The 24934-nt window shown below is 55.1% G+C and carries 26 protein-coding genes; 13 read left to right on the forward strand and 13 right to left on the reverse strand.

The genetic code is table 11. From position 1 onward, the window contains the following. Positions 1-11 precede the first annotated feature (11 nt). Positions 12-539 carry a lipocalin family protein gene (locus tag HV127_RS24770; protein WP_182239474.1) on the forward strand — a complete coding sequence of 176 codons (528 nt, stop codon included), beginning with the start codon at positions 12-14 and terminating at the stop codon, positions 537-539. An 88-nt stretch (positions 540-627) separates the two neighbouring features. Here HV127_RS24770 and HV127_RS24775 read toward each other — a convergent pair whose 3' ends face one another. The 3 genes from HV127_RS24775 to HV127_RS24785 all read right to left on the reverse strand — a co-directional run bounded on the left by HV127_RS24775 (position 628) and on the right by HV127_RS24785 (position 3990). Next, positions 628-2202: a GGDEF domain-containing protein gene (locus tag HV127_RS24775; RefSeq protein WP_182239476.1), complete on the reverse strand. Its 1575-nt coding sequence runs from the start codon at positions 2200-2202 to the stop codon at positions 628-630. Positions 2203-2389: 187 nt separating this feature from the next. After that, positions 2390-3412: an aldo/keto reductase gene (locus tag HV127_RS24780; protein WP_182239479.1), complete on the reverse strand. Its 1023-nt coding sequence runs from the start codon at positions 3410-3412 to the stop codon at positions 2390-2392. Positions 3413-3435: 23 nt separating this feature from the next. Continuing rightward, complete coding sequence (locus HV127_RS24785) at positions 3436-3990, reverse strand: NAD(P)H-dependent oxidoreductase (protein WP_182239481.1); 555 nt, start codon at positions 3988-3990, stop codon at positions 3436-3438. Between the two features lie 128 nt (positions 3991-4118). Between HV127_RS24785 and HV127_RS24790 the strand changes: the two genes are divergently transcribed. Beyond that, positions 4119-5018, forward strand: a complete 900-nt coding sequence (locus HV127_RS24790; protein WP_182239483.1) for a LysR family transcriptional regulator — start codon at positions 4119-4121, stop codon at positions 5016-5018. Between the two features lie 155 nt (positions 5019-5173). Here HV127_RS24790 and pckA read toward each other — a convergent pair whose 3' ends face one another. Continuing rightward, on the reverse strand, positions 5174-6814 hold the full coding sequence (gene pckA / locus HV127_RS24795; protein ID WP_182239485.1) for a phosphoenolpyruvate carboxykinase (ATP): 1641 nt from the start codon (positions 6812-6814) through the stop codon (positions 5174-5176). A gap of 310 nt (positions 6815-7124) precedes the next feature. Between pckA and HV127_RS24800 the strand changes: the two genes are divergently transcribed. Both HV127_RS24800 and HV127_RS24805 read left to right on the forward strand, forming a co-directional pair. Further along, positions 7125-8018, forward strand: a complete 894-nt coding sequence (locus HV127_RS24800) for a LysR substrate-binding domain-containing protein (protein WP_182239487.1) — start codon at positions 7125-7127, stop codon at positions 8016-8018. Positions 8019-8077: 59 nt separating this feature from the next. After that, positions 8078-8755: an RluA family pseudouridine synthase gene (locus HV127_RS24805; protein ID WP_182239489.1), complete on the forward strand. Its 678-nt coding sequence runs from the start codon at positions 8078-8080 to the stop codon at positions 8753-8755. Here the strand turns inward: HV127_RS24805 and HV127_RS24810 are convergent. Continuing rightward, complete coding sequence (locus tag HV127_RS24810) at positions 8752-9528, reverse strand: AraC family transcriptional regulator (protein WP_182240816.1); 777 nt, start codon at positions 9526-9528, stop codon at positions 8752-8754. The two genes, HV127_RS24805 and HV127_RS24810, sit on opposite strands and share 4 nt — an antisense overlap. Positions 9529-9706: 178 nt before the next feature. On the opposite strand from HV127_RS24810, the gene HV127_RS24815 reads away from it, so the two are divergent. The 8 genes from HV127_RS24815 (at position 9707) to HV127_RS24850 (ending at position 15924) form a co-directional block, all read left to right on the forward strand. Beyond that, positions 9707-10447 (forward strand): AzlC family ABC transporter permease, encoded by a 741-nt coding sequence (locus tag HV127_RS24815; protein WP_182239492.1) that lies wholly within the window; start codon positions 9707-9709, stop codon positions 10445-10447. Between the two features lies 1 nt (position 10448). Further along, positions 10449-10769, forward strand: coding sequence for an AzlD domain-containing protein (locus HV127_RS24820; RefSeq protein WP_181485848.1), 321 nt, complete (start codon positions 10449-10451; stop codon positions 10767-10769). A 153-nt stretch (positions 10770-10922) separates the two neighbouring features. Continuing rightward, on the forward strand, positions 10923-12011 hold the full coding sequence (locus HV127_RS24825; RefSeq protein WP_182239494.1) for an ABC transporter ATP-binding protein: 1089 nt from the start codon (positions 10923-10925) through the stop codon (positions 12009-12011). Then, entirely contained in the window at positions 12004-12633 is a 630-nt protein-coding gene (locus HV127_RS24830) for an ABC transporter permease subunit (protein ID WP_181485846.1), read from the forward strand. The genes HV127_RS24825 and HV127_RS24830 overlap by 8 nt, the downstream gene beginning before the upstream one ends. Next, positions 12633-13301 (forward strand): ABC transporter permease, encoded by a 669-nt coding sequence (locus HV127_RS24835; protein ID WP_182239496.1) that lies wholly within the window; start codon positions 12633-12635, stop codon positions 13299-13301. The genes HV127_RS24830 and HV127_RS24835 overlap by 1 nt, the downstream gene beginning before the upstream one ends. Before the next feature lie 45 nt (positions 13302-13346). Next, positions 13347-14243 carry an ABC transporter substrate-binding protein gene (locus HV127_RS24840; protein WP_182239498.1) on the forward strand — a complete coding sequence of 299 codons (897 nt, stop codon included), beginning with the start codon at positions 13347-13349 and terminating at the stop codon, positions 14241-14243. Positions 14244-14304: 61 nt separating this feature from the next. After that, positions 14305-15642, forward strand: coding sequence for an LLM class flavin-dependent oxidoreductase (locus tag HV127_RS24845; protein ID WP_228727536.1), 1338 nt, complete (start codon positions 14305-14307; stop codon positions 15640-15642). A gap of 111 nt (positions 15643-15753) precedes the next feature. Further along, positions 15754-15924 carry a hypothetical protein gene (locus HV127_RS24850; RefSeq protein ID WP_182239501.1) on the forward strand — a complete coding sequence of 57 codons (171 nt, stop codon included), beginning with the start codon at positions 15754-15756 and terminating at the stop codon, positions 15922-15924. Positions 15925-15999: 75 nt separating this feature from the next. Here the strand turns inward: HV127_RS24850 and HV127_RS24855 are convergent, their stop codons facing one another. From HV127_RS24855 to HV127_RS24865, 3 genes are all read right to left on the reverse strand, one after another. Beyond that, entirely contained in the window at positions 16000-16800 is an 801-nt protein-coding gene (locus HV127_RS24855) for a PhnD/SsuA/transferrin family substrate-binding protein (protein ID WP_182240818.1), read from the reverse strand. Beyond that, a complete protein-coding gene (locus HV127_RS24860; protein ID WP_182239503.1) occupies positions 16793-17776 on the reverse strand; it encodes a fatty acid desaturase in 984 nt (327 codons plus the stop codon). The genes HV127_RS24855 and HV127_RS24860 overlap by 8 nt, the downstream gene beginning before the upstream one ends. A 105-nt stretch (positions 17777-17881) precedes the next feature. Beyond that, a complete protein-coding gene (locus HV127_RS24865; protein ID WP_182239506.1) occupies positions 17882-19021 on the reverse strand; it encodes an MFS transporter in 1140 nt (379 codons plus the stop codon). Positions 19022-19114: 93 nt separating this feature from the next. Between HV127_RS24865 and HV127_RS24870 the strand changes: the two genes are divergently transcribed. Then, positions 19115-19882, forward strand: a complete 768-nt coding sequence (locus HV127_RS24870) for a helix-turn-helix transcriptional regulator (RefSeq protein ID WP_182239508.1) — start codon at positions 19115-19117, stop codon at positions 19880-19882. Here HV127_RS24870 and HV127_RS24875 read toward each other — a convergent pair. The 5 genes from HV127_RS24875 to HV127_RS24895 all read right to left on the reverse strand — a co-directional run bounded on the left by HV127_RS24875 (position 19867) and on the right by HV127_RS24895 (position 24899). Beyond that, positions 19867-20619: a proteasome-type protease gene (locus HV127_RS24875; protein WP_182239510.1), complete on the reverse strand. Its 753-nt coding sequence runs from the start codon at positions 20617-20619 to the stop codon at positions 19867-19869. The genes HV127_RS24870 and HV127_RS24875 overlap by 16 nt on opposite strands. Before the next feature lie 18 nt (positions 20620-20637). Then, entirely contained in the window at positions 20638-21453 is an 816-nt protein-coding gene (locus tag HV127_RS24880) for a transglutaminase family protein (protein ID WP_182239512.1), read from the reverse strand. Continuing rightward, positions 21450-22379 (reverse strand): alpha-E domain-containing protein, encoded by a 930-nt coding sequence (locus HV127_RS24885; RefSeq protein ID WP_182239514.1) that lies wholly within the window; start codon positions 22377-22379, stop codon positions 21450-21452. Before HV127_RS24885 ends, HV127_RS24880 begins: the two co-directional genes overlap by 4 nt. Next, positions 22373-23812, reverse strand: a complete 1440-nt coding sequence (locus HV127_RS24890; protein ID WP_181485837.1) for a circularly permuted type 2 ATP-grasp protein — start codon at positions 23810-23812, stop codon at positions 22373-22375. The genes HV127_RS24885 and HV127_RS24890 overlap by 7 nt, the downstream gene beginning before the upstream one ends. A 196-nt stretch (positions 23813-24008) precedes the next feature. Further along, a complete protein-coding gene (locus tag HV127_RS24895) occupies positions 24009-24899 on the reverse strand; it encodes an alpha/beta hydrolase (protein WP_182239516.1) in 891 nt (296 codons plus the stop codon). Between the last annotated feature and the right edge of the window lie 35 nt (positions 24900-24934).

A 24934-nucleotide genomic window follows, 5' to 3' on the forward strand; every position in this document is an offset into this window, starting at 1 on the left:
AAGGACTTCCGATGAAAATATGGCCCGTTCTGACCGGCGTCGCTATTGCACTGACATTGGTTGCTTGTAAATCCCCAACCCCTCCGAAGGGGGTCCAGCCCATCACAGGGTTTGACGCTGGTCGCTACCTTGGCAAATGGTACGAAGTCGCGCGCCTGGAGAATCGTTTTGAACGCGGTCTTGAACGAGTAACCGCAACTTACGGTAAACGCGATGATGGCGGGATCAGCGTTCTCAACCGGGGTTTTGATCCGCAGAAACAAAAATGGAATGAGAGCCAAGGCAAAGCCTTTTTTACCGGCGCACCGACCACTGCAGCGCTTAAAGTTTCATTCTTTGGGCCGTTTTATGGTGGCTACAATGTGATCGCGCTGGATGATAAATATCAATACGCGTTAGTCAGCGGCCCAAATCGTGATTACCTGTGGATCCTGGCGCGCACGCCGACGATCCCCGATGCCATCAAGCAAGAGTATCTCGTCATTGCTCGCGAACTGGGTTTCCCGGTAGAAAAATTACTCTGGGTTAAGCACGGATAAAAAGCCGCCAGCAGGCTAACAACATTGATGCGATAATTTTTTGAGGATCCGAGCCTTCAGCAAGACAGGTGATACGGCTCCCGCCTGCTCAATTTTTGTAAAGTGCAAATCCTTGCTTATCACTAACCCACACCTGATTCCTCCCGGCTCCTTTGGCTTGATACATTGCCAGATCCGCCTGCCTCAGGAGTTGGCTGATATCATCACAATCAGCGAGTGCTGCCACCCCGGCCGAAAGAGTCACTTTGGCGCCGTTTGGAAACTGCGTCTCGGATACCGCAACCCTTATGCGTTCCACGGCAGAAGCCGCTGTCTCAAGAGTGCAATCCGGTAGGAAGAGGATAAATTCTTCCCCACCAAACCGGCAGACAATATCATTTTGCCGCGCCAGCGATCGAAGCAGTTTGCCAAAGCTAACCAGAACCGCATCCCCCCCATCATGACCCAGGCGATCGTTGATGTCCTTGAAGTGGTCAATATCAATAGCAATGACGCAGTGTTCACCGACCAAAAAACGATCTTCAACCAAAGAGCTGAACCCTTTACGGTTATAAAGACCCGTTAGCGGATCCGTCATTGCCTCATCGCTTAGTAAATTAACCTGTCGCGACATCGTTTCCAGATGATGGCTGACGGCTTCCCTCAGACGCTCCGCCTCCTGATAGCCAGGATTGAGCTGAGCCAGTTGCTTAAGCGCTTTATCGCTATCTTCAGTGCGGGTAAATTTGGCCAGTTTTTCCAGAGGCATAGAGATACGCCCGGCAAAAAATATCACTATAGCGATAGTCAGAATAATAATGCCCAGAGTGAACCAGAAAGCATTAATGATGGTTTTCATCAAAATACGAGAGACGTTTTCAGAGGTGCCTGAAATGAAAATCTTCCAGTCGGCCTGCTGCAGGCTTGCATAGCCGATAAGGTTGGCACCACTTTTTTGTTTATCCACGAAGTGACCGCTGCCCGCGTGCGCCAGTCTGGCTTTGATGGCCGAATCAGTACTTACGTCGGTACCAATCAACACAGGATCGTCGCTAAAAAGAATCCGCCCTTCTGCTGTGACAATACTGACATCTGCCTGGTTTGCATAAAAATGCTGACCCAGAATTTCACTCAGCATGCTGTGTTTTTTTAGATAGATAGTACCGCCAATAAAGCCAATGTAGTGGCCTTCGGGTGAGAATAACGGTTGCGAAATAAAGACAACATAGTTACCCGTCGCGGAGGTGAATGGCGGTGATATATAAGCTTTTTGGCTGCGGATGGCATGCTTGCTGGCTTCAGAGTGTAACGTTAATCCAACCAGATTGAGGCTCTCTGGGGAGGTTGCAGCAATCACCGCATCAGCCGTCACTATCACCACTGAATTGAAAAAACCGGACTGCATCCGCAGCCTGTCAGCCTCTTCTCTCAACTGCTTACGATCGTGAAGCCCGATGATCAGGCGGGCGCTGTATGCCAGTTCTTGCTGTGCAACGCCCAGATAGCGATCGGTGGTATCAGCAAGCTTGCGTGCGTAGGCAATATTGCCTTGCAGCAGGCTATTCTCAATATTTCCTTTCTGAAACACCGTCAATGCGCTCAGCAGAAGCACAGAGGTCAACACTATCCCGCCAACTGACAGAAATAGCATAAGGGTTCGTAACCGGTAACGTTTTTTGTTCATGAATAAAATAGGGCAGCAAATGCGTGAGGCTAGTGTAGCGAGTCTGCTCAATTTTGCGCACAACTATCAACACGACATAATCTTTTTTAACAGATGCACTGAACGGACGTGGTCAGGTATTTCCCTGCCATAAGCACGCCAACCGGTAAATCGCGACCCCAACGATTGCGGCGGCGACCATATTCGATCAACGCGTCCAGACCTGCTTTTGGTCTTTAGTTTGCGCCGTATTTTGCGCCATGATCCCCGAAAGAGCATGCGGTTGATAACACGCTTCCAGATAACGAATCTCATCGTCGCTAAGCTGTAAATTGACCGCATTTACCGCACCGTCAATATGATGTTTTTTCGTTGCGCCAACCACTGGCGCTGTGGTTTTGGTTAACAGCCAGGCAAGGGAGATTTCCGTCATCGAAACCTGATGGCGCGCCGCAAGCTCAGCCACCCGTTCAATGATAACCCGGTCCTGCTGCGCCGTTTTATCGTACTTCCCTTTGGCATAAGTATCTTCGCTGGCGCGTCGGGTTTGATTATCACCCAGGCGAGCAAGCCGACCGCTGGCCAGCGCACTATAAGGGGTCATCGCGATATTATCCTCGGCGCACAGCCCGGCCAACTCGCGTTCGTCCTCGCGCATAATCAGATTGTAGTGGCTTTGCACGCAAACAAAGGGCGTCAGGCCTTCACGTTCGGCCAGCGCATTGGCTTTGGCCAGTTGCCACGCATAGCAATTTGAAATACCAATGGCGCGTACTTTCCCCACTTTAACCGCGTGATGCAGCGCCTCAAGAACGTCAAGAATCGGCGTGTTGTAGTCCCAGATATGGTAGATGTAGAGATCGACGTAATCCATTCCCAGATTGCGCAGACTCTGGTCGAGAGATTGTGCGATAGCCTGCTGGCCGCTTACGCCATCTGCGATCTGCTGCGCCGTTCGCGGCAGAAATTTCGTCGCGACCACTACGTCATCGCGCTTTGCCATGTCGCGCAGCGCCCGTCCGACATAGCGTTCGCTGGAACCATTTTGGTAGGCAATCGCGGTGTCATAAAAATTAATCCCCTGCTCCAGCCCATAGCGGATAACTTCGCGGCTGGATGATTCATCAAGCGTCCAGCTGTGCTGGCCTGCGGTGGCGTCGCCAAATCCCATACATCCCATGCAAATACGCGATACCGTTAACTCACTGTTGCCCAACTGTCTGTATTGCATTTGGTCACCCCCGGTTTATCTGCTCAGGATAACGCGTTTAAGGCGGCAATCAGGCGACCAGCATGATCCTGAGCCATCGCTTCCTGCTGCGCTATTTTGGCCTCATCACGCTCGGCATAGCTGATCCCGCAGGTATAAATCGGCGCTTGCCACTCCAGATTGCACAACGCGGCGGTGGTCGCAAACTGAGACAGGTAATCCTCAACGGCATGACCGAAAAAACCATCAGCGGCATAAAGTGCTGAAGGAGCACCGGTGGTAAACGAGAGGAGAAGTTTTTTACCGCCGAGCTTAGCCTTTGAGCCGTGGGCAAAACCATGAACAAAGACCTGGTCGAGCCATAATTTCATCAACCCCGGCAGCGAATACCAGGAGAACGGAAATTGCCATACGATAACATCAGCTTTCAGCAGCGCTTCCTGCTCGGCTAAGACATCAATATTGAAATCAGGATAGAGCCTATCCAGACGACGGATTTCAACATCAGGCAGCGCTCGCGCCACCTCGTTAAGAATAGCGGCATTGCCGACGGACTCACTCAGATTGGGATGCCCTGAAACGATCAGTATATTTTGCATTTTTCTTTCTATTACAAGGTATTGTTGAACATGCAAACAGTATAAACAGCCGCTATTCTTTTTTTTAGAGTATTAATAGTTCAAAGACTTTTAGATAATGGCTAACAATACGCACCCAGGATGAAGTGATGAATAACGTGATTTACAATCAAATCCGAATCTTTCAAAGCATTGCCCGGGAGGGAAGCATCTCGGCGGCGGCACGCAAACTGGAAATCACCCCGCCTTCAGTCAGTAAAGCGCTAAAACTCCTTGAGCAGCACCTTGGTCATCCGCTGTTTATCCGCACCACCCGGCGCATTGAGCTCACCGATGCCGGGCAACAGCTTTTGCAGCAAACCTCTGCGGCGGTCGATTCGCTGGAAAAAGCCCTCGACAGTATTAAGGAGAGTAGCCAGCAGCCTTCCGGCCTGATTCGAATTACCCTCTCCCGCTTTGCTTACCTGCTGATACTTAAACCTTTTATGTCCGAGTTCTGCCAGCGTTACCCTGGCGTGCAACTGGAGATTTCGGTTTATGATGGAACCATCAATATCATTGAGGAGAGATTCGACCTGGGTATCCGCTTTGGCGATATTCTTGAGGGTGGCGTTGTCGCCCGTCAGTTGCTGAAGCCTTTTCGCGAAGGGCTTTACGCTTCGGCGGCCTATCTTGAAGAATTTGGCACCCCGGTTACGCCGGTTGACCTTCATCAGCACAGGCTGATCGGCTACCGGTTTATCACCAACAACCGTATCCTGCCCCTGATGCTGGAAGATAAAGGAGAACAGCTCACCGTAGAAATGCCGGGACAGCTCATCAGCAACGACATTGACGTTATGGCCGACGGGATCCGCAGCGGATTGGGCATTGGCCGATTGTTTGAGCCCATCCACTGGCTACAGCCGGATCGGGAAAGGTTTATTCCGGTCATGGAGCCTTACTGGAAAACCTATCCGCCGGTTTATCTTTACTATCCGAAAAGCGCCGGGAAAACGAAGCGGGTGAAAGCCTTAATCGATTTTTTGCTGACCAAAACGGCACAATAAAAAACCCGAGCGGGTGCCCGGGTTCACATTGCTGTCAAAAAGCCACTCAGGGAATTGCCAGGTGACGGATTTGGTTTTCGCAGGCCGGGTAAGGCGCTAGCCGCCACCCGGCAGAAATACGAGCACAATGTCTAATCCAGCTTTAGCTATCGGAATTAAGCCGTAACCGCTGATTTATCCAACGTCGGACCGGCTAAGGCTAAACGGGCTCCCGCCTCGGTATCGCTATACTGTTTAAAGTTATCCATAAACAGCTGCGCCAGGCTTTCCGCTTTCTCCTGCCACTTATCGGCAGATGACCAGCCGCTGCGCGGGTCGAGCAGCGCGCTCTCTACGCCAGGAACGCTTTCAGGGATCGACAGACCAAAGATCGGAACCGCCTCTTCACGCAGCTCGCCGATGGTGCCGTTTAAAATGGCGTTGATGATATTACGCGTATCGCGCAGCGACAGGCGTTTGCCTTCCCCGTTCCAGCCAGTATTCACCAGCCAGGCTTCGGCCCCCGATTCCGCCATTTTTGCCGCCAGAACGCTGGCGTACTGCGTCGGGTGCAGCAGCAGGAACGCCGCGCCGTAGCAGGCTGAGAAGGTTGGCGTGGGCTGAGTAATGCCGCGCTCGGTACCGGCCAGCTTCGAGGTAAAGCCGGACAGGAAGTGATATTGCATCTGTTCGGTCGTTAAACGAGAAACCGGCGGCAGTACGCCAAAAGCATCGGCGGCAAGGAAAATCACCTTCGACGGATGGCCCGCACGGGATACCGGCTTAACGATATTTTCGATATGCGCTAAAGGATACGAGACCCGGGTGTTTTCGGTCTTACTGCCATCGGCGTAATTGACGCTACCGTCAGCTCTGACCACCACGTTCTCCAGTAACGCATTGCGGCGAATCGCACGATAAATTTCCGGTTCAGCCTGCGGATCAAGATTGATAGTCTTGGCGTAACAACCGCCTTCAAAGTTGAACACGCCGTCGTCATCCCAGCCGTGCTCATCATCGCCGATGAGCTGGCGCAACGGGTCGGTGGAAAGCGTCGTTTTACCGGTACCAGAAAGGCCGAAGAACAGCGCGACGTCGCCCGCTTCCCCGCGGTTGGCCGAGCAGTGCATTGAGGCAATCCCCTGCTGAGGCAGCAGATAGTTCATTACCGAGAAGAGTCCTTTCTTCATCTCGCCGCCGTACCAGGTACCGCCGATCAGCTGAATGTTCTCGCTAAGATTAAAGGCGACAAAGTTCTCAGAGTTAAGCCCTTGTTCCTGCCACTTTTCGTTGGTGCATCCCGCACCGTTGAGCACCACGAAGTCCGGTGTAAATTCAGCCAGCTCTTCGGCGCTGGGAGCAATAAACATGTTTTTGACGAAATGCGCCTGCCACGCCACCTCGGTGACAAAGCGTACACCCAGGCGTGTCGCCGGACTGGCACCGCACCAGGCATCAACGACATACAATTTTTTGCCACTAAGCTGTCCGGCCACCAGCGCCTTCAGGTCAGCCCAGATTTCCGTTGTTAACGGTTTATTATCGTTACGACCGAGACCGGAGTCGGCCCACCAGACGGTATCGCGCGTTAGGGAATCTCTGACAATATATTTGTCGCGCGGAGAACGTCCGGTAAAAATGCCGGTATCCACGGCAACCGCGCCGGACTCGGTCATGACGCCACGCTCCGCGCCGGTTAATTCCGCGCTGGTTTCATGCGCAATCAGCAGATCGTAATCGGGGTTGTAAAACAGCTCGCTGCTTTCCTGAATACCAAGCTCAAGAAGAGCGTCTTTTACTGATTCAATACGTGACATGGAACTCCTGACAAACTATTGGCTGGATAAGATGCATCGGTTATTTCAGCCTGTTTAATCTGGCGGATTATTTTTAGCAGATAAATCCTGGCAGAAAATAAATAAACAGGATGAGCAGACCAGAGCTGCGATTTAAAATCGTGCTCGTGTAGGGTGTCGCCTGTACTTTTGAAAATGCTGCTTTTACTGCTAAGTAATAAGCTGAACTCCAGAAAATGTTAACACCTGTGATTGATTGTGTTAATTGCATAGTTTCTATGCGTTATGCTAAAATTGCATAGCTATTAATGCAGTGTTGAGGATCGGGTCTGTGCTGGCGAATCTTGAAGTAAAATGGCTTTACGATGTGATTGCTCTGGAAGAGTCCAGAAGCTTCACGCTCGCGGCCAAAAGTAGAAATATTTCACAGTCTTCCTTTAGCCGCCGCATCCAGGCACTCGAGGCCTCGCTGGGTTTCAGCATCTTTGACCGCGCGGCAAACCCGCTACAGTTGACCAACCGTGGAAAAATTTTCATCGGCTACGCGCGAAATATGCTCGACGATATGGAATTTCAAATCAGTCGAATAAAAGGGCTGAATAACACCACCCAGAAAATAAGAATTGACGCCGCGCCTTCGCTTTCCGTTTTATTACTCCCCGAAATTATCGCCGGTTATACCGACCGCAAGAATAAGACTTTCCATGTTGAATCGATTAACGTCAACGACGCGGTATTCAATCTTAAAGAGGGAAAAAGCGATTTCATTCTGTCGTTTTATAATGAAGAGCTGATGAACTATCCGTTTATCAATCACAAAATTTTCGACTCGGCGCTGCATCTCGTCTCACCTTGCGATAAACACGGTAGACCGCTTTTTAATTTACATCGCGGCGTGCTGCCGCTGATGAAATACGCCAACGATAGCTATATGGGTCGCCAGGTGAATCAGGTTATCGACCGCAAACCGGAGATTACCTTTTCGCTGACCTTTGTTTCATCGATGAGCGAACTGCTCAAACGCATGATCCTCAACGGCGACGGCGTGGGCTGGCTGCCGCAGTACTCTATCAAGCGCGAGCTTGAGGAAGGCCGGCTGGCGATAATGGATGAGAGCCTGTCGTTGCCGATCGGCGCTTATATCTACCGCTCCGGTGCGCGGCTCAATCAATCCGCCGAGCGTTTCTGGCAGCACATTAAGGCCAGCAACACTGTTAGCGCGTAATTCGCCTGGCGGCAGAAAATTCGCTATTATCCGCATCCACCCTCTACCCGTGCAGCCTGATGTCTACGATTATCGATACCTTTGTCGCTCCGCCGTGCCACGCCGAAATCGACATCCTCTATCAGGATGAGCATCTGCTGCTGATCGATAAACCCTCGGGGCTGCTCAGCCTGTCCGGGAAAAACCCGCTTAATCTCGACTCGGTGCATCATCGCCTGGTGCAACAATTTCCCGGCTGCACGCTGGTCCATCGCCTTGATTTCGGTACATCGGGTCTGATGGTGATTGCCCGCAATAAGGCTATCAATGCGGCCCTTTGCCAGCAGTTTAGCCAGCGCGCGGTAACCAAGGTGTACAGCGCGCTGCTGTGCGGTCATCTGGCCAATGACGATGGGATAATTGACGCGCCCATTGCCAAAGATCCGGCGCTGTTTCCCCTGATGACGATTTGCGCGCTCAGTGGTAAACCTGCCCGCTCACGCTATCGGGTTATTGAGCGCTTCTACTCTGAAAGTGAATTACCGCTGACCCGGGTACAGCTGACTCCGGAAACCGGGCGCACCCATCAACTGCGCATCCACTGCCAGCAGTTGGGTCACCCCATTTTAGGCTGCGATCTTTACGGCGGTCTGGGCAGCGAAGGAGCAACGCGCCTGATGCTGCACGCCAGCGAACTGCATTTTGCGCATCCCATCAGCGGTGAGAGGATCGACGCACGTCATCCCAGCCCTTTTTAAAGTGAGGCCGCCGCGAAGAGACCCGGCGTGGTGCCAAAGTGCATGCGGAAAGATTTAATCAGATGGCTTTGATCGTAGAACCCGACCTCTGTCGCCACCTGCGCCGCCTCAGCGCCTTTTGCCAGTAGTCCTTTTGCCCTGACAAGCCTTAGCTGGGTGAGATACTGGTGAACAGATAAACCGGTCTGCGCCTGAAAAGTACGCATAAAATAGAACTCGCTCAGCCCGGCTACCGCCGCAATATCCTTAACCGACAGCGGCTGCTGATAGGCGCAGTGCAGAAACTCTATTGCCCGGCGAATATCGGCCCTGATGACTGGCCGTCGACCTCCGCGAACGCTGCGCTCGGCATAACGCCCCACCAGCAGATTAAGCACCTGATACATCAGACACTCTTTTTCCAGCGGATCGTGACTGGCGCCCAGCACGGCGGAAGCCTGGAGCATGCTTCGCGCTATCATGGGGTCATGGCGCATCCCCTCTCCACCGAAATTCACCTCACCTTTGCCGCCGAGCAGCGTTTCCGCCACTTCGTTAATCAGGCCAGCAGAAGGATAAAAAGCACAGTAATCCCAGCCTTCATCACGCTGCACCGCTTCGCCGGTATGCACCTCACCGGGCATGATCACCATCACTGTGCCTGCCGCTGCCACGCCCCGCTCGCGGCAAATACGCGTGCGCTGGGCACCACGGGCAAAAGCGGCTATCACATATTCGTCATGAAAATGCGGCGGATAGCTATGCTCGTAGCAGGATGCACGCAGGATCTCCATTCCACCGTGTAATTCACTATCCCGCCAGAGCTTGATGTCGTCGCGAACCTCTTTTCCCACTTTGATGCCCTTTAATCCCCGAAGCGGAATGTTTGCGTAAATGCGCAGGATTTTACTATAACGTTTCCAGCAATTTTTTAAGATTACCATTCAGCAACGCACTCTATGGGACTATTTGATGTTGATAAATAACAAGACCTCATCAAGAGATGAGGCTATGGCGGAATTTCGCGCCGGGGTCATCGCCTGTTTGCCCACTATTCCCGGCTACTGGAGCATTGGTTTCGCCGCCGGTGCTATCGGAACCTTATCCGGGTTTACCACGCTGCAAACGGCGCTACTGGCAGGCGCGCTGTACGCAGGCTCGGCGCAGTTTTTGTTTTATTCTCTGTGGGCAACCGGCGCGGAAATGGCCTCGGTGGTGCTCAGCGTGCTGCTGGTTAACCTGCGCTATCTGTTGATGAGTTCGGCCATGAGCGTGTTCTTTCGCCAATATAGTCCATTGCAAAAGATTGTTAGCGGGCTGCTGCTGACGGACGAAACTTTTGGCGTGGCGGTACAGCGCGGCAGCGTGCACAACGGTGTTCCTTACTCGTGGATGCTCGGGCTAAACCTTGCCGCCTGGCTGAATTGGATCCTCGCCTGTATCGTGGGCGCAGGGCTGGCCTCCGCGCTTCCGCCATCGCTGATGGAGGGGTTAAGTTTTAGCCTGGTATCGATGTTTATCGGGTTGGTTCTGGCGCTGTGGTTTGCCAGCCAGCGTAAGATGCTGGAAACCTTCAGCATTGCCGTGGCGGTGCTGATTACGCTGTTCACCGCCGGGCACACTGATATGAGCATCGTGGTCATCGTCGCGGCCTCAGTTGCGGCGACGCTGGCAACAACAGGATTACGTCTATTCTGCAAGGAGGCTAAATAAGATGGAACGCAATATCATTCTGGCCATTCTTGCCTCAGCGCTGGTCACTGCACTGATGCGCACGGTACCGATTTTACTGCTTTCGCGATTTCGCCTGGCTCCGGCCCTGCAGCAATGGCTCAGTTTTATTCCTTCCGCCATTATGGCGGCCATTATTGCCGCGGAGCTGTTGGGTAAACCGGCATTGACCAGCTCGGGTATCAGTATTTCTCTACTGGCCGCTCTTGCCGCCACCATTGCCGGCGTTGTGACGCGCAGTCTGTTCGCCACGGTGATTGTCGGCATGATCGCATTTTCCGCCCTTAACTATTTCCTGATATAACTCTCACGATAAAGGCCGTACACGAGTGCGGCCTTTAATTCAAATCACGGCATTGCAAATGCAAATATCATATTTGCTCGTTAATCACCGCCTCTGTAGCTTGTGCTCTATTCATGTTTTCCATGAAAAGAACATTCAGGGCGCGACGGCGATATGATTAAACTCGACAATATTCACAAGACCTACCCCGGAAGCGCGCATGCGGCCATTCGCGGCCTTAATCTGGTGATTAATAATGGCGAACTGTGCACTTTCGTTGGCCCCAGCGGCTGCGGAAAAACAACTATCCTACGGATGATTAATCAGCTGGATATTCCGGACTCCGGCGATGTCTATGTTCAGGGAGTTAAAATTGCCGCCGCCGATATTATTCAGGTACGGCGCAAAATTGGCTTTGTGATGCAAAGCGCCGCGCTATTCCCGCATCGTACGGTGGCGCAAAATATCGCCACGGTTCCGCGCCTTCTCGGCTGGAGCAAAAAGCACATTCAGGCGCGAATCGACGAATTAGTCGATTTAATGTCACTCGACCGCAACGTGCTGTCCCGCTACCCGCATCAGCTCTCCGGCGGCCAGCAGGGTCGTGTAGCGATAGCCAGAGCGCTGGCCGCTGACCCGCCAATTTTGCTGATGGACGAACCTTTTGCCGCCATCGACCCGGTAGTACGCGAGCGTCTTCAGGATGAGCTACTGCTGCTGCAACAGCGCTTGCATAAAACCATCGTGCTGGTGACCCACGACATTAATGAGGCCATCCGCCTCGGCGATAGAATCGCTATCTTCCAGGAGGGCGGGGTACTGGCGCAGTTCGATACGCCGGACCATATTTTGTCGCACCCAGCCAGCGACTTTGTGCGCCGTTTTATCGGCCCAGAGCCTAATCTGCAACGGCTGGGGAGGATTCAGGTCAGACAGCTCCCGCGCCATGACGTACCGCTCATTGATGAAAATCTTTCCCCCATCGCCAGTCAGCATCCGCCGGTCGCCAGCCCGCTGCGCCTGATGCTGGATAGAAAACGGCGGCCGCTGAACTGGTTCGATCCCATTAAACACCGCACGCTGCCGCTCGATGCGCCGCTGGCGGCAATCAACACGCTACGCTTTGCCTACAGCGCGCTGCTGGATGCGCCCGGCGGCGTCGTGGTTCATGTTGATGCCGATGGGGCGTATCAGGGCAGTATCTCCCACGCCCTGTTGCAGAATGTGCTGGAAGGCCACGTGGATCTTCACCGCTATGATTGATTGGTCGTGGGTCTTCGACAATAAAAACATGATTGCCGAGCTGCTGTGGCAGCACGTGCAGCTGGTCGCCATTTCGCTGTTTTTCGGTACCGTATTGACTGGCGTATTGATTAGCCTGACGCTGCGCTGGCCCCTGGTCGCCCAACCGCTGATCTACCTTTGCGGAATACTGTTTACCATCCCATCGCTGGCATTGTTTATTTTATTGCTGCCGTTTACCGGGCTGTCGCTGACGACGTCTATTATCGGGCTGACGCTCTACTCGCTGCTCATCCTGCTGCGTAACGTCATCGCCGGAATTGAGAAACTCCCCGCAGCCGTGCTGGAGTCGGCGCGCGCGCTGGGTTATACCCGCTGGTTTCGGTTTGTGGATGTTGAGTTGCATCTGTTGGTGCCATCGCTATTCGCCGGTTTACGCATCGCATCGGTGACGCTGGTCGGGCTGGTGACGGTTACCGCTTTAATTGGTCAGGGCGGCCTCGGGCAGCTCCTGCTCGCCGGGTTTAACCAGGATTTTGTGACTCCGATTGTGGTCAGCCTGGCACTCAGCCTTATGCTATCCCTGCTGTTTGATTCGCTTATTGCCCACGTCGGCTATTGGCTTACTCCCTGGACTCGTTAATGGATATTATACTGGCAACCTTGCACTGGTTTTTACAACCGCAGCACTGGACCGGCGATGCGGGAATATTACTCCGCCTGCGCGAGCATCTTTATTATGTACTGATCAGCATGATTATTGCTTCAGCCATTGCGTTACCGTTAGGCATTATTCTTGGATACTGGCGCAAAGGCGCATTTTTAATTATTAACCTGTTTAATATTGGCCGCGCCATTCCATCTTTAGGCTTAATTCTCTTATGCATTATTATCTTTGGCTTTAATGATATTCCGGTCTTTGCCGCCCTGGTAGCGATGTCGATTCCACCGATCCTGACTAACGCCTGGGTGGGAATTTATCATGCCGACCGCCAGCTGTGCGATGCGGCGAAAGCGCTGGGCATGACGCCGCTTCAAAGCCTGTGGCAGCTGCGAATACCGCTCGCCGCGCCGCTGATACTCGCCGGAATGCGGACCGCGCTGGTACAACTGATCGCCACCGCCGTCGTCGCCGCCTACGCAGGACTTGGCGGCCTCGGACGCTTTCTGATTGACGGGCTCGGACAGCGCGACATTCCCCAGGTCATTGCCGGCTCTCTGGTGGTATCGCTGCTGGCTATCGGCTGCGAACTGCTTTTTTCATTAATGACCCGGCACGTCACCCACGCCCCAATCGCGCAAATAAATTAATTCTTTTCCCAACAACAATAAACCACCTGCAGGTAAAGAGGCATTATGAAGCAGCTATTTGGCATTCCCGCACGTCGTCACTTCCGTCTTTCGGTTTTCGCCGCAGGATTATTAAGCTTAAGTTTTAGCTCTCTGGCTCAGAGCATCACAATTGGCGGCGCGAATTTTACCGAAAGTTCAATTCTCGCCAATATTTACGCCAGCGCCCTAAAGAAAAATGATATTGAAGTAAAAACCCGTCTTAACCTTGGCAATCGCGAGATTATTATTCCGGCTTTGCAGAGCGGCGAAATTGATATCGTTCCGGAATATCTCGGCGCCCTGCTGAACTATTACGACGGCAAAACGCTGGCCACCAGCCAGAGCGACGTTAGCGCGGAGTTAGCCAAAGCGCTGCCTGCTGATTTTACGCTACTGGATCCTTCCCCGGCGTCATCCATTACCGCCTGGGCCGTGCGGGCAGAAACGGCGAAAAAATATCATCTCAGCAAGCTTTCCGACCTTCAGCCTATCGCGCCGCAACTGGTCATCGGCGGACCACCGGAATTCCCGGTGCGCGCCCTTGGCCTGCCGGGCCTGAAGCGCGTCTATGGGCTTGAGTTTAAAGCGGTGAAATCTCTGGATATGGGCGGTCCGCTGACCCGCCTGGCACTGAACTCCGGCAAAATCGATGTCGCCACGGTAGTTTCAACCCAGGGTAACCTCGCCAAAGAAGATTGGGTGGTGCTGGAGGATGATAAACATGAACAGCCGAGCCAGAACGTGGTACCGCTGGTACGCAAAGCCAGCCTGACGCCCAAAATCAGCGAAGTGCTTAACAAGGTCTCCGGCAAGCTCAACAACGCCGCGCTGATCGAGCTTAACCAGCAGGTCGATTTACAGCATAAAGACCCGGCGGCGGTAGCCGAACAGTGGGTCAAAACGAACCTCAACGGTAACTGATTGCCGCCGAGCCAGGGAAGGCATTACCTCCAACTGAGCAGAGAAAATGCCAAATAATCATATGATCCTGAACCTTTTCTTCTTCAATCCGCAGGGTGACTACCGCTTTTCCTGGCGTCACCCGCAGGCGCCGGAGAAAGAAATCTTCAGCCTCAAGTACTATGCCGGTCTGGCCCGCAAAGCCGAGGCCGCCACCCTCGACGCTATTTTTGTCGCCGACCATATCTCCATCTGGGATACCGTGCCCAGCGGCTTAACCCACTACGCCAACGCCCGGCTCGAACCTATTACTCTGCTTTCCGCCCTCGCGGCGGTGACGGAACATATTGGTTTGATGGCAACGGCCTCCACCTCTTATAACGAGCCCTATAATCTCGCTCGCTATTTTGCCTCTCTCGACTTTCTCAGCAACGGACGGGCCAGCTGGAATATTGTCACCTCGTGGCTGGAGGAGGAAGCGGCCAATTTCGGCCTTGACCAGCTCCCGCAACACGGCAATCGCTACCAGCGCGCGGGTGAATTTATTGATGTTGTCACGCGATTATGGGATTCGTGGGAGGACGGCGCGGTGCTCTACGACAAAGCCAGTGGGCTGTTTGCCGATTCACGCAAGGTGCATCATCTCGACTTTAAGGGCGAGTTCTTCCGCGTTCGTGGGCCGCTAAACGTGCCGCGTCCGCCGCAGGGGCATCCGGTGCTGGTGCAGGCCGGGTCATCAGAGGCAGGTAAAAACCTCGCTGCCGCCTGGTCCGATATGCATTTTGTGTTTATCAAATCTATCGAAGAGGGGTTGGCCTACCGCGAAGAGATGAACCAGCGGTTGCGCAGCCACGGGCGTGATCCGGCACATTTCAAAATCATCGCCGGGGTTTTACCGGTGGTGGTCAATTCAAATGCGGAAAAAGAGGAGCGCCGGCGGCTTAACGAGCAGTTGATGAGCGACCAGATGGCCATCGACCTGCTCTCTTCCTATCTGCGCATGGATTTATCCGCTTATCCCGTTGACCAACCGCTGCCGCCGCTGCCAGATGAGGCGTCGTTTGATGGGATCCGCACCGCGCTCAAGCTTATTCGCGATTACGATCCGCAGTTGACAGTCCTGGAGTTAGGCAAGCAGCTGTTACAAAGTTCCGATAGCTGGCTGCTGATCGGCAGCGCTGAGGAGGTCGCCAGCGCATTGACGGAAACCTGGCGCGCTGGCGCGGCTGACGGTTTCAACCTGATGTTCCCGCTGCTGCCGGGAGATTTTGACCGCTTTATTGAGCAGGTAGTGTCTATTCTGCAACGCAGCGGCGCGATGCGGGAATGCTACCCGTCCGGAACCCTGCGCGAAAAGCTTGGTCTGCCAGTCGTCGAAAACAGTTTCGCCCGCAGGGATGGCAAACCGCAGGCGTCATAGCACAGCTATTCCCCGGTAGCGGCTAGCGCCTTACCGGGGCTACGGGTTCCCCGCCGTCTGCGGGACGGTAGCCCGGACAGATGCGCAAGCATCGCCTCCGGGGAAGTTGCTGTGACTGAAACCTCGGTGCGGTTTCTTCCCAGTGGCGCTGCGCTGACCGGGCTACAGGTTCACAGCCCTCTGCAAGACGGTAGCCCGGACAAGGCGCGTCAAGCGCCGCCTCCGGGGAATATGCTGTGTCTGAAACTTCGGTGCGGTTTCTTCCCGGTAGCGCTGCGTTGACCAGGCTACGGGTTCACAGCCCTCTGCGGGACGGTAGCCCGGACAGATGCGCAAGCATCGCCTCCGGGGAAGCGCTTACAACCGTGCGACGCCCCTTGCCGCAGCGTCTTCGCGCCACGCCAGCAGCGGCAGGTAGCTCTCACGCCGTATATCGCTATAGCCGCTGATAAACAGTGCTTCGCAAAGCGACCGGTAGCGCTCATCGCTAACCAGCTGCTGCAGCGCCTCTCTGAGCACACCCAACGTCGCCGCCGGGGTCTTTGCCGAAGTAATCAGCGGCAATCCCGGCGCCAGCGGGCTATGCGCAATAACCGCCAGCCCCGCCAGCGCATCGGGCTGATGACGCTGTAACAGCGCCCAGGTCACGCAATCAATGGCGGCGATATCCGCCGTTCTCTGTTGAAGCTCGCGCAGCGATTGCCGGTGGCTGCCGCTGAACACCACCGTTGAAAAGAAACGCCCATCGCGCGATAGCGGCGCGACCATTTTTAACAGCACGTTATAACCGGACTGCGAATCCGGCGAATTACACGCCACCCGACGCCCGCGAAAATCAGCCAGCGTCTGCCGGCTCTGCGCTTCACGCACCACCAGCAGACTACGGTAGTTTCGCCCTTCGCAGCCCGGCACCGAATAGTGAAAACAGCCCACCGTTTGTACATCCGCTAGCCGCGTCACCAGCGGATAGCCGCAGGTCTGACTCAGCAGCAGCTCCGGGTTTCGCCAATGTCCCAGCAGATCTTCGGGAACCGAATATGATAGCATCTCTTCAGCCGCCACGCCGCGCGCCGCCAGCAGTTCCCGGACCGCCTGCCATAGCCCCAGGGTATCCTGCTCATTTACCGCATACATCGGAAACGCCAGCCGTTCACTCATGATGTTCATCCACCTTACCCTGCTGGTTAAAACCGGGATGGGCATTCACCTCCACCGATTTCGCCAAAAAACGCCGCAGCCATTCACCGTATCCACGTACCACAAACCCACCGTTACGCTGCTGGTAATCCGCCTGATGATGCAGATAGATCTTTCGCAGCCCGTACCACGGCACGCCCGGTAAATCATGATGCACTGAATGGTAATTGAGATTCAAAAACAGCACTCGCCAGACCAGCCCGGCTTCATTAATCACCGAACGGGCCAACGGATCGTCCGCTGCACGATGTTCAAGGAAGGAGCGAACTTTGGTCAACGCCAGCGCCGGATAGCTGACAGCCAGCACAAAATAGAGCGGCGAAAAACCCTGCTGCGCCATCCACGAAAACAGTGCCACCAGCAGCAGGCCGTGAACCAGCCACATCGCCATTGTTTTAAGCTGTCGGCGACGAAACGCCGCGAGCGCGCTCGCGAGGGTTTGGACAATATCCAGCAGCGGTGCCACCAGCAACCTGCCAATAAATGTATTACGCAGATGAATAAGCTTGCGCTGCCAGGGGGCAAAACGTTGCCAGCTCTGCCGGGTAAAATAGTAGGATTCCGGGTCATCAACGGGCTGAGTCAGCAGATGGTTATGATGATGCGCCAGATGCGAGTCGCGATACAGGCCATAGGGATACCAGACCGCCAGCGGCAGCGTCCCCAGCAGTTGATTAAACCACGGGCGCGAGGTGGGATGACCGTGGATAAGCTCATGCTGCAAGGACATGTACCAGGCGGTAAACCAGATAAGCAGCAACGTGGCAGGAAAAAGCCCCAGCGCCCGCCACCAGATCAGCGAGGAAAACCAGCCGCCGTAAACCGCAAAAATCAGTAGCCAGGTCGGCAGTTCACTTCGCCACAGCCAGCTACGGGAAAGATGATGAATCCGCTCTCGCTGCTGCGGGTGCAAATAGACCGACCTGTTTTTTGCCATTCCTGCCACTACCTTTTCGCGTTATCGTTTTGCTCTCCCGAAGATGTGAGATAACGCGTTAAATAACAAAGAATTTAAATCACTTAGCTTTGCCAGAAATCGGCCTTACTCCTTGTGGAGAGGAGTGATATATCGCCATCCCGCAATAACGCTCAGTCCGGCACAAGTCAGTAACGCAGCCCCCAGCGATTGCCCCCATCCGGCAGCCAGCAGACCGGCGCCAATCAGCACATAATAAAACAGGCCGAAAAAGGCACCGGCTGTGCCCCGGCAGTCGCCGTAGGCGCTCAGCGCCGACCCCAGCACCAGCGGGATCGCCATCGCATAAGCGAGAGTGACCAACGATACCGGCAGAACAAACCATATTGATTCCCGCAGCGCGTACACCGCGATGCCGCCGACCAGATGAAAAAAGCACGCTATCGTCAGTATCCGCCCCAGCGAAACATTCTGGCGCAGCAGCCGGCGGTTCAGCAGCGCGCCGAGCAGCGAACCGGCAGCCAGCGCCATCCCGCTATAGCCAAACGTCAGAGCATCCAGCCCCAGACTGGCAAAAATGAAGGGAGCCAGGCTGTAATAGCTAAACAGGCTGACGTTAAATGCCGCGATCAGTATTGCCGCCAGCGCAATTTTTTTATCAACAACCATCCGCTGCAACACGGCAAGAAACGCCCCTCCCCCGACATTTTTTGGCCGCGTTTCCGGCATCAACCACAGGCTACACAGCAAAAGCGCTGCTGCCAGAAGCGCCAGAGCGCTAAACACGCCGCGCATGCCCCAGATGGCAGTGAGCCCGCCGCCGATATACACCCCGATAGCCGGGCTCACCGCCAGCGCCAGGCCGATAAACGAAAAAATGCCCGCCAGCTGTCGCCCGCTAAAACAGTCCCGCAGAACCGTCTGCGTCACCACTGAACCAGTCGCCGCGCCGAAGGCCGTGACTATCCGCGCCATTAACAACAGCGAAAAATCCGCCACCCACAGGGCCATCAGACACCCCATCGCGTAAACGCCTAACCCGGCCAGTAGCGCCGGACGCCGACCGTAGCGATCGCTAAATCCGCCCCAGAACAGAACGCCTGCGGCAAAACCGATAAAGTAGACGGAAAGCGTTTGCGCCGCCTGCGGCGCACTCACGGAAAAATGGGTGCTGATATCGGTCAGCGCCGGGCTATAAATCGTTTCCGCAATTTGCGGGAACATCAGCAGTGCGGTGACCAGCACCATCGCAGAACGCCCCAACATATCCACCTCCTGATAATAAGAGGCGCTATTGTAGGTAAGCGATTTATCGAACATTATAAACATAATGACTTTAAATATCGGAAATCGGACATTATGGCCTGGCTTGACGCGAAGGCGGCATTCAATCCGGATGCATTAACAAACAGCCTGATTGGCGTGCAATCAGCATTAGGGGATCACGATTCTGGTACTCACCAGCATGGAATGGCGCAGATTCTATTTACCCGTCAGGGATGCGTGCGATTGACGCTCAACGATGGCGCTCTGCTGTGTCTGCTTCCGCCAGGGCGCGCGGCGTGGATCCCGGCGGGGATTCCCCATCGCGCGGAGATGAAAAACATTGTCGACTACCGTTCTGTCTGGTTTCAGCCGCAGCGCTACCCCGCACTGCCGCCCCAGTCGGCGATATTGAACGTTGTGCCGCTGCTGCGCGAGCTATTAGAACGCATCAGCGCCAGCCCCTGGGATACCGACTGGGAAACCGAGCCGGCACGGTATCTTGCCGCCTTGTGTCAGGCCGAAATTAACGCGGCAGCCCGGGAACCGATGATGCTCGCGCTACCGCAGGATAAACGGCTGGCGATGCTTTCAGGCATCGCATTACCGCCAACGCTTAGGGATTTGGCTGCCCGCTGCGGTGCCAGCGAAAAAACCATTAGTCGGCTGTTTCGCCGCGATACCGGCATAACCTACCAGCAATGGCGTCAACAGTGGCGATTAATGAAAGCCGTCGAGATGCTGGCAACCGGAAAGCGCATTACCGATACAGCCCAGGCGCTTGACTTCGCCAGCGATAGCGCCTTTATCTACTTTTTTCGCACCATGACCGGCATGACGCCGGGACGCTACTTTTCCACCTGACCCTGGCCGCCTGGCGTGAACGGCGGCAGCGTCAAAAAAGTGCTTTGCAACCCTTCGGACCACGCTTTACGAATGCTGTTGAAGTAAGGATCGCTTTCGGTAATGCGATGTTGCCCGGCGCTGCTCAGGCTACCGCTGCGATAAAGCAGCGTATCCAGCGGCAGGCCCACCGACAGATTGCTGCGCAGCGTTGAATCAATGGAAATCAGCGCACAACACATCGCCTGCTCCAGCGGCGTCTCCACCGTCAGCACTCGATCAATAATCGGTTTGCCGTATTTACTCTCGCCAATCTGGAAATAAGGCGTATCGCGGGTGGCTTCGATAAAGTTACCTTCCGGATAGATGTGAAACAGGCGGTGCGTTTCCCCGGCAATCTGCCCGCCAAGCAGTAGATTGCAGTTGAAGTTGGTGTTACCACAGTTTTGTTGATTGCTGCTGTCGCGCTGAATCACCTCCTGCAGGGTTTTGCCGATCAACATCGCTGCATCGTAAAGCGAAGTCACCTGCATCAGATTCGGCTCCTGCTGGGTGCGAATGCGCCCGCTGAGCAGGCTGATCACGCTCTGGGTTGTGGCCAGGTTACCTGCGGATTGCAGCACCATGACCCGTTCGCCGTCCTGATGGAAAACGTGCAGTTTTTTAAAGGTTGCAATATGGTCCACTCCCGCATTGGTGCGGGAGTCTGAGGCAAATACCAGTCCATCCGACAAGCACATGGCCACACAGTAGGTCATCGTTTTTCGTTCCTGCCGTTATTGCTGCTGCGCCTGTTGCGAATGTTCGCGCACTTCAGCGTTGGTTAACATAATTTCGCCACCACCGCCGAGGCGGGTGCCGCGCACCGGGCAGGCATCAAGGTAGTCCAGCCCGGTCGCCAGTCGCAGATGCTGGTTCAGCCTGCGGGTATTATTGGTGATATCAAACGACTGCCAGCGCCCGTTTAGCCATACTTCAGCCCACGCGTGCATGGCGACATGCTGAGCGTTATCGCTGTAAACATAGCCACTGACGTAGCGCGCCGGGATCTCCAGCGCCCGGCAGCAGGCGAGGAACACGTGAGTATGATCCTGGCAAACGCCTTTCGCCCGCGCAAACGCATCGGCGGCGGAATCCTGCACCTGCGTCGCTCCCGGCGAGTATGGCATTCTAATCAGCAGTTCCGCCATTAACCGGTTCAGGCTCTCTTCCTGGGCGCCAGCCTGATACCAGCGCTGAGCAAATTCGCGAATCGGACCATCGGCGCGGGTCAGCGGCGTACTGCGTAAAAAGACCAGCGGTGACAGCAACTCCTGTTCATCGACGCCAATATCCTCACCGTCTTCAGCGATGTCAACGACCCCGCTGGCGCGGATAGTCATCTCGCTATGCGGATTATCCAGCGTCAAGACGTGCAGGACGTTGCCCCACGCATCGGTGGTGGTGACCGCCGCCCCCTCCGGCAGAGTCAGCGTCCAGGAAGCAATTTTCTGCCGCCCGGTGCTGCGCGGGGTCAGGCGTAAGTACTGGGTAGAAAACTTCACTTCTTCATCGTAGCCGTAGCGGGTCAGGTGATCGATAACCAGTTTCATAACGCCTCCAGATAAGTTTGTCTGATGCTGTCTGAAAGCGCGTTAATTCGCGCCAGCAGTTCATTGAGAGTGACCTGTAAATCCGCCTGAACCAGATCGTCGCGAGTACTAAAGCGTAAATCGACGTTGAGCTGATGCGCCAGGCGCAGCGGTAGGTGTGACCGATCGTTGGCGATCTGTTCCAGTTGCCCGACCAGATCGGAAATACTGGCGCGCAGCGAACGGGGTACATCGTTGCGCAGGATCAGCAGCTCCATCACCGTTTCGCGACTCACCGGCTGGCGATAAATGCTGTTATACGCCTCGCGGGCGCTGACCGCGTTGAGCAGCGTATCCAGGCGGTAATACTCGCGGACCGGGTCCGGATCGTTGGTTAACTGCTGATCCTTAATCAACAACAGTTGCGCGGTGGAGGACGCCCGCTCGATCAGCGTACCGATGCCGATGAAGCTGAGCGCATCATTGCGCAGCAGCGTGCCAAGTATCGCACCGCGAAACAGATGCACCCGCTCTTTCACCCATTCGAAAAAAGCGTCGTTGCCCAGCTCGCTGATTCCCCGCTGGCGCAGTTTGCGCAGCTCAATTCGCGTGGCGTTGATGCTCTCCCACACTTCCGCCGACAGGCTACCGCGCACCGCGTGGGCGTTGTTCCACGCCATCTCGACGCAGCTAAAAATGCTGTACGGGTTGTTGCCATCGAGGGCGAAAAAATTGAGCAGGTTGCTCATGGTGAAACGCGCGTGGCGCGCCTGAAACAGCTCATGGGTCAGCGACAAATTTAGCGGTAAGGCTAAATCCCGCGACTGCTGGCTGTGGCGCGGGATCATCGACAGCTTCCAGGTGACATCCAGCACCCGGGCATAGCTTTCTGCGCGCTCAAGGTAGCGCGCCATCCAGAAAAGTTCACTCGCTGTGCGGCTTAACATGATTCATCATCCTCCATCACCCAGGTATCCTTGGTGCCGCCGCCCTGGGACGAGTTCACCACCAACGAGCCTTCGGTTAGCGCCACCCGCGTGAGCCCGCCGGGCACCAGGCGGATCTCTTGCCCCGAAAGCACATAGGGCCGCAAATCGATATGGCGCGGCGCCAGACCCTCGTCGATAAAGGTCGGGCAAGTCGATAGCGCCAGGGTGTCCTGAGCGATATAATTCGCCGGGTTCGCCAGCAGACGCTGGCGAAACGCCTCACGCTCCTCTTTGGTTGAGCGCGGGCCAACCAGCATGCCGTAGCCGCCTGCGCCGTGAACCTCTTTAACCACCATCAGCTCAAGGTTGCTCAGCACGTAGCTGAGGTCTTCTGCTTTACGGCATTGCCAGGTAGGAATGTTGCTCAGGATCGGCTGCTCGCCCAGATAGAAGCGAATCATCTCCGGCACGTAGGGATAGATCGATTTATCGTCGGCGACGCCGGTACCGATAGCATTCGCCAGCACCACGCCTCCGGCGCGATACACCGACAGAAGCCCAGGTACGCCTAGCATGGAGTCGGCGCGGAAGGCCAGCGGGTCAAGATAGTCATCATCAATACGGCGGTAAATCACATCGACGCGTCGCGGCCCCTCGGTGGTGCGCATATACACCGCCCCGGTTTTAATAAACAGATCGGCGCTCTCTACCAGCTCAACCCCCATCTGCTGGGCCAGAAAGCTGTGCTCAAAATAGGCGCTATTAAACCGCCCCGGCGTCATCACCACCACGCACGGGTCGTCCACCGGCGAGCTTTCGCGCAGCGTTTGCAATAAATAGCTGGGATAGCGCTCCACTGGCGCAATATGGTGCTGTTCGAACATTTCGGGATACAACCGCATCATCATTTTGCGGTTTTCGAGCATATACGAGACGCCGGAAGGCGTGCGCAGATTGTCCTCCAGCACGTAATACTGGCCGTCGTTATTACGCACCATATCCACCCCGGTGATATGGGCGTAGGTATTGTTGGGTAAATTGATCCCCTGCATGCAGGGCTGATACTGTTCGTTCGCCAGCACCTGCTGTGCCGGAATCAGCCCCGCGCGGAGGATATTTTGCTCGTGGTAGATATCGTAAAGGAAAGCGTTGAGCGCTTTTACCCGCTGGCGAATGCCGCGATCAAGTCGCTGCCACTCTCCAGCAGGAATAATGCGCGGCACGCTATCAAAGGGGATCAGGCGCTCGGTCCCTTCATCTTCGCCATAGACGTTAAAGGTGATGCCGATACGGTGAAAGAGCAGTTCCGCCTGCTCTTTTTTCTGCCGGATAGAGAATTGATCGGTGCTGCGAAACCATTGCCACCAGGCGTTATAGTGCTGACGCTGCTCTCCCTGCGCGGTAAGCATCTCATCATAATAATGCCCGTCAGGAAGCGTTATTTTTATCATGGCCGTCTCCTCCGGTTGTACTCACTTTGGGGTAATCCCGGGAAGAGATAAGCATTAATTATGCCAGGTCACACAGCGCGATGGCTTCACCATGCGCCGTCAAGCCGCACCGTTTCATTGCATAAAAAACAACCAGACGCTTTGCTTATTTATCGCCAAAAACGCACCAATATGGCGCAAGTTGATTCGCGCGATGCTACCGCTTTGCTAACCACTGCGCGTAATGCGCGGGCCACTCGACGGTGGGCGTGCCGGGGCGCCCCATGGCAAAACCGTGACCACCGCGGGCGTAGCGGTACATGCTGACGGCAACCTGATGCTCACGACAGGCGGCGGCCATGATTAGCGTATTGTGTGGGTCAGAGACTTTATCGTCCTCTGCCTGAGCGAGAAAACAGGGCGGCGTCTGCGCGCTAACGTAAGTTTGTACCGACCAGGCGCGATCGACCTCTTCGCTAGCATGAGGTCCGGCGAGAATTCGATGCGTAGCGGTATGGGTATACGGCGGTTCGAGGGAAATAATCGGGTAAATCAGCGCCGCGCCGTCGACCCGGGGTGATATGTCATCCACGGCGTCGACTGGCGAGTAAGCGGCAAAATCGGACCGACAGGCCGCCATGCCCAGCAGATGCCCGCCAGCGGAAAAGCCCAACAAACTGACTTTTCCCTCGCGCTGGCGAATCAGGCGCAGCGCTCGCTGGGCATCCTGCAATGGTGCGAAGCCGCCCGCTTTCCATCCTTCACCGGGAAGGCGGTAGGTCAGCACATAGGCCGTATAGCCGCGCGCGGTTAGCCAGCGCGCAGCGGGCCAGGCCTCTTTCGCCATTTCAATGCGCCGATATCCACCGCCTGCGGCAATTAACACACCGTGACCAAGCGGCACGGCAGGACGCCATACCGTCAATTCAGGCTGAGCGATATGGCTTAGCGCGCCGCGTTCGGATAAGCGGCTGGGTCCGTCAGGACAGCCACCGCCAGGAGGCTCGCCCGGCCACAGGCGCAGCGTTGTCTGCGCTTCCATAGCCCGCGCGCGGCTCACCGCAAGCAGCGCGGCGGCGCTAAAGAATAAAAAATGACGTCGGTTCACTGGCGGCTCCTGATACGGGTATGACGGCAATAACA

Source organism: Klebsiella sp. RHBSTW-00215, from assembly GCF_014103785.1.
GTDB lineage: Bacteria > Pseudomonadota > Gammaproteobacteria > Enterobacterales > Enterobacteriaceae > Klebsiella.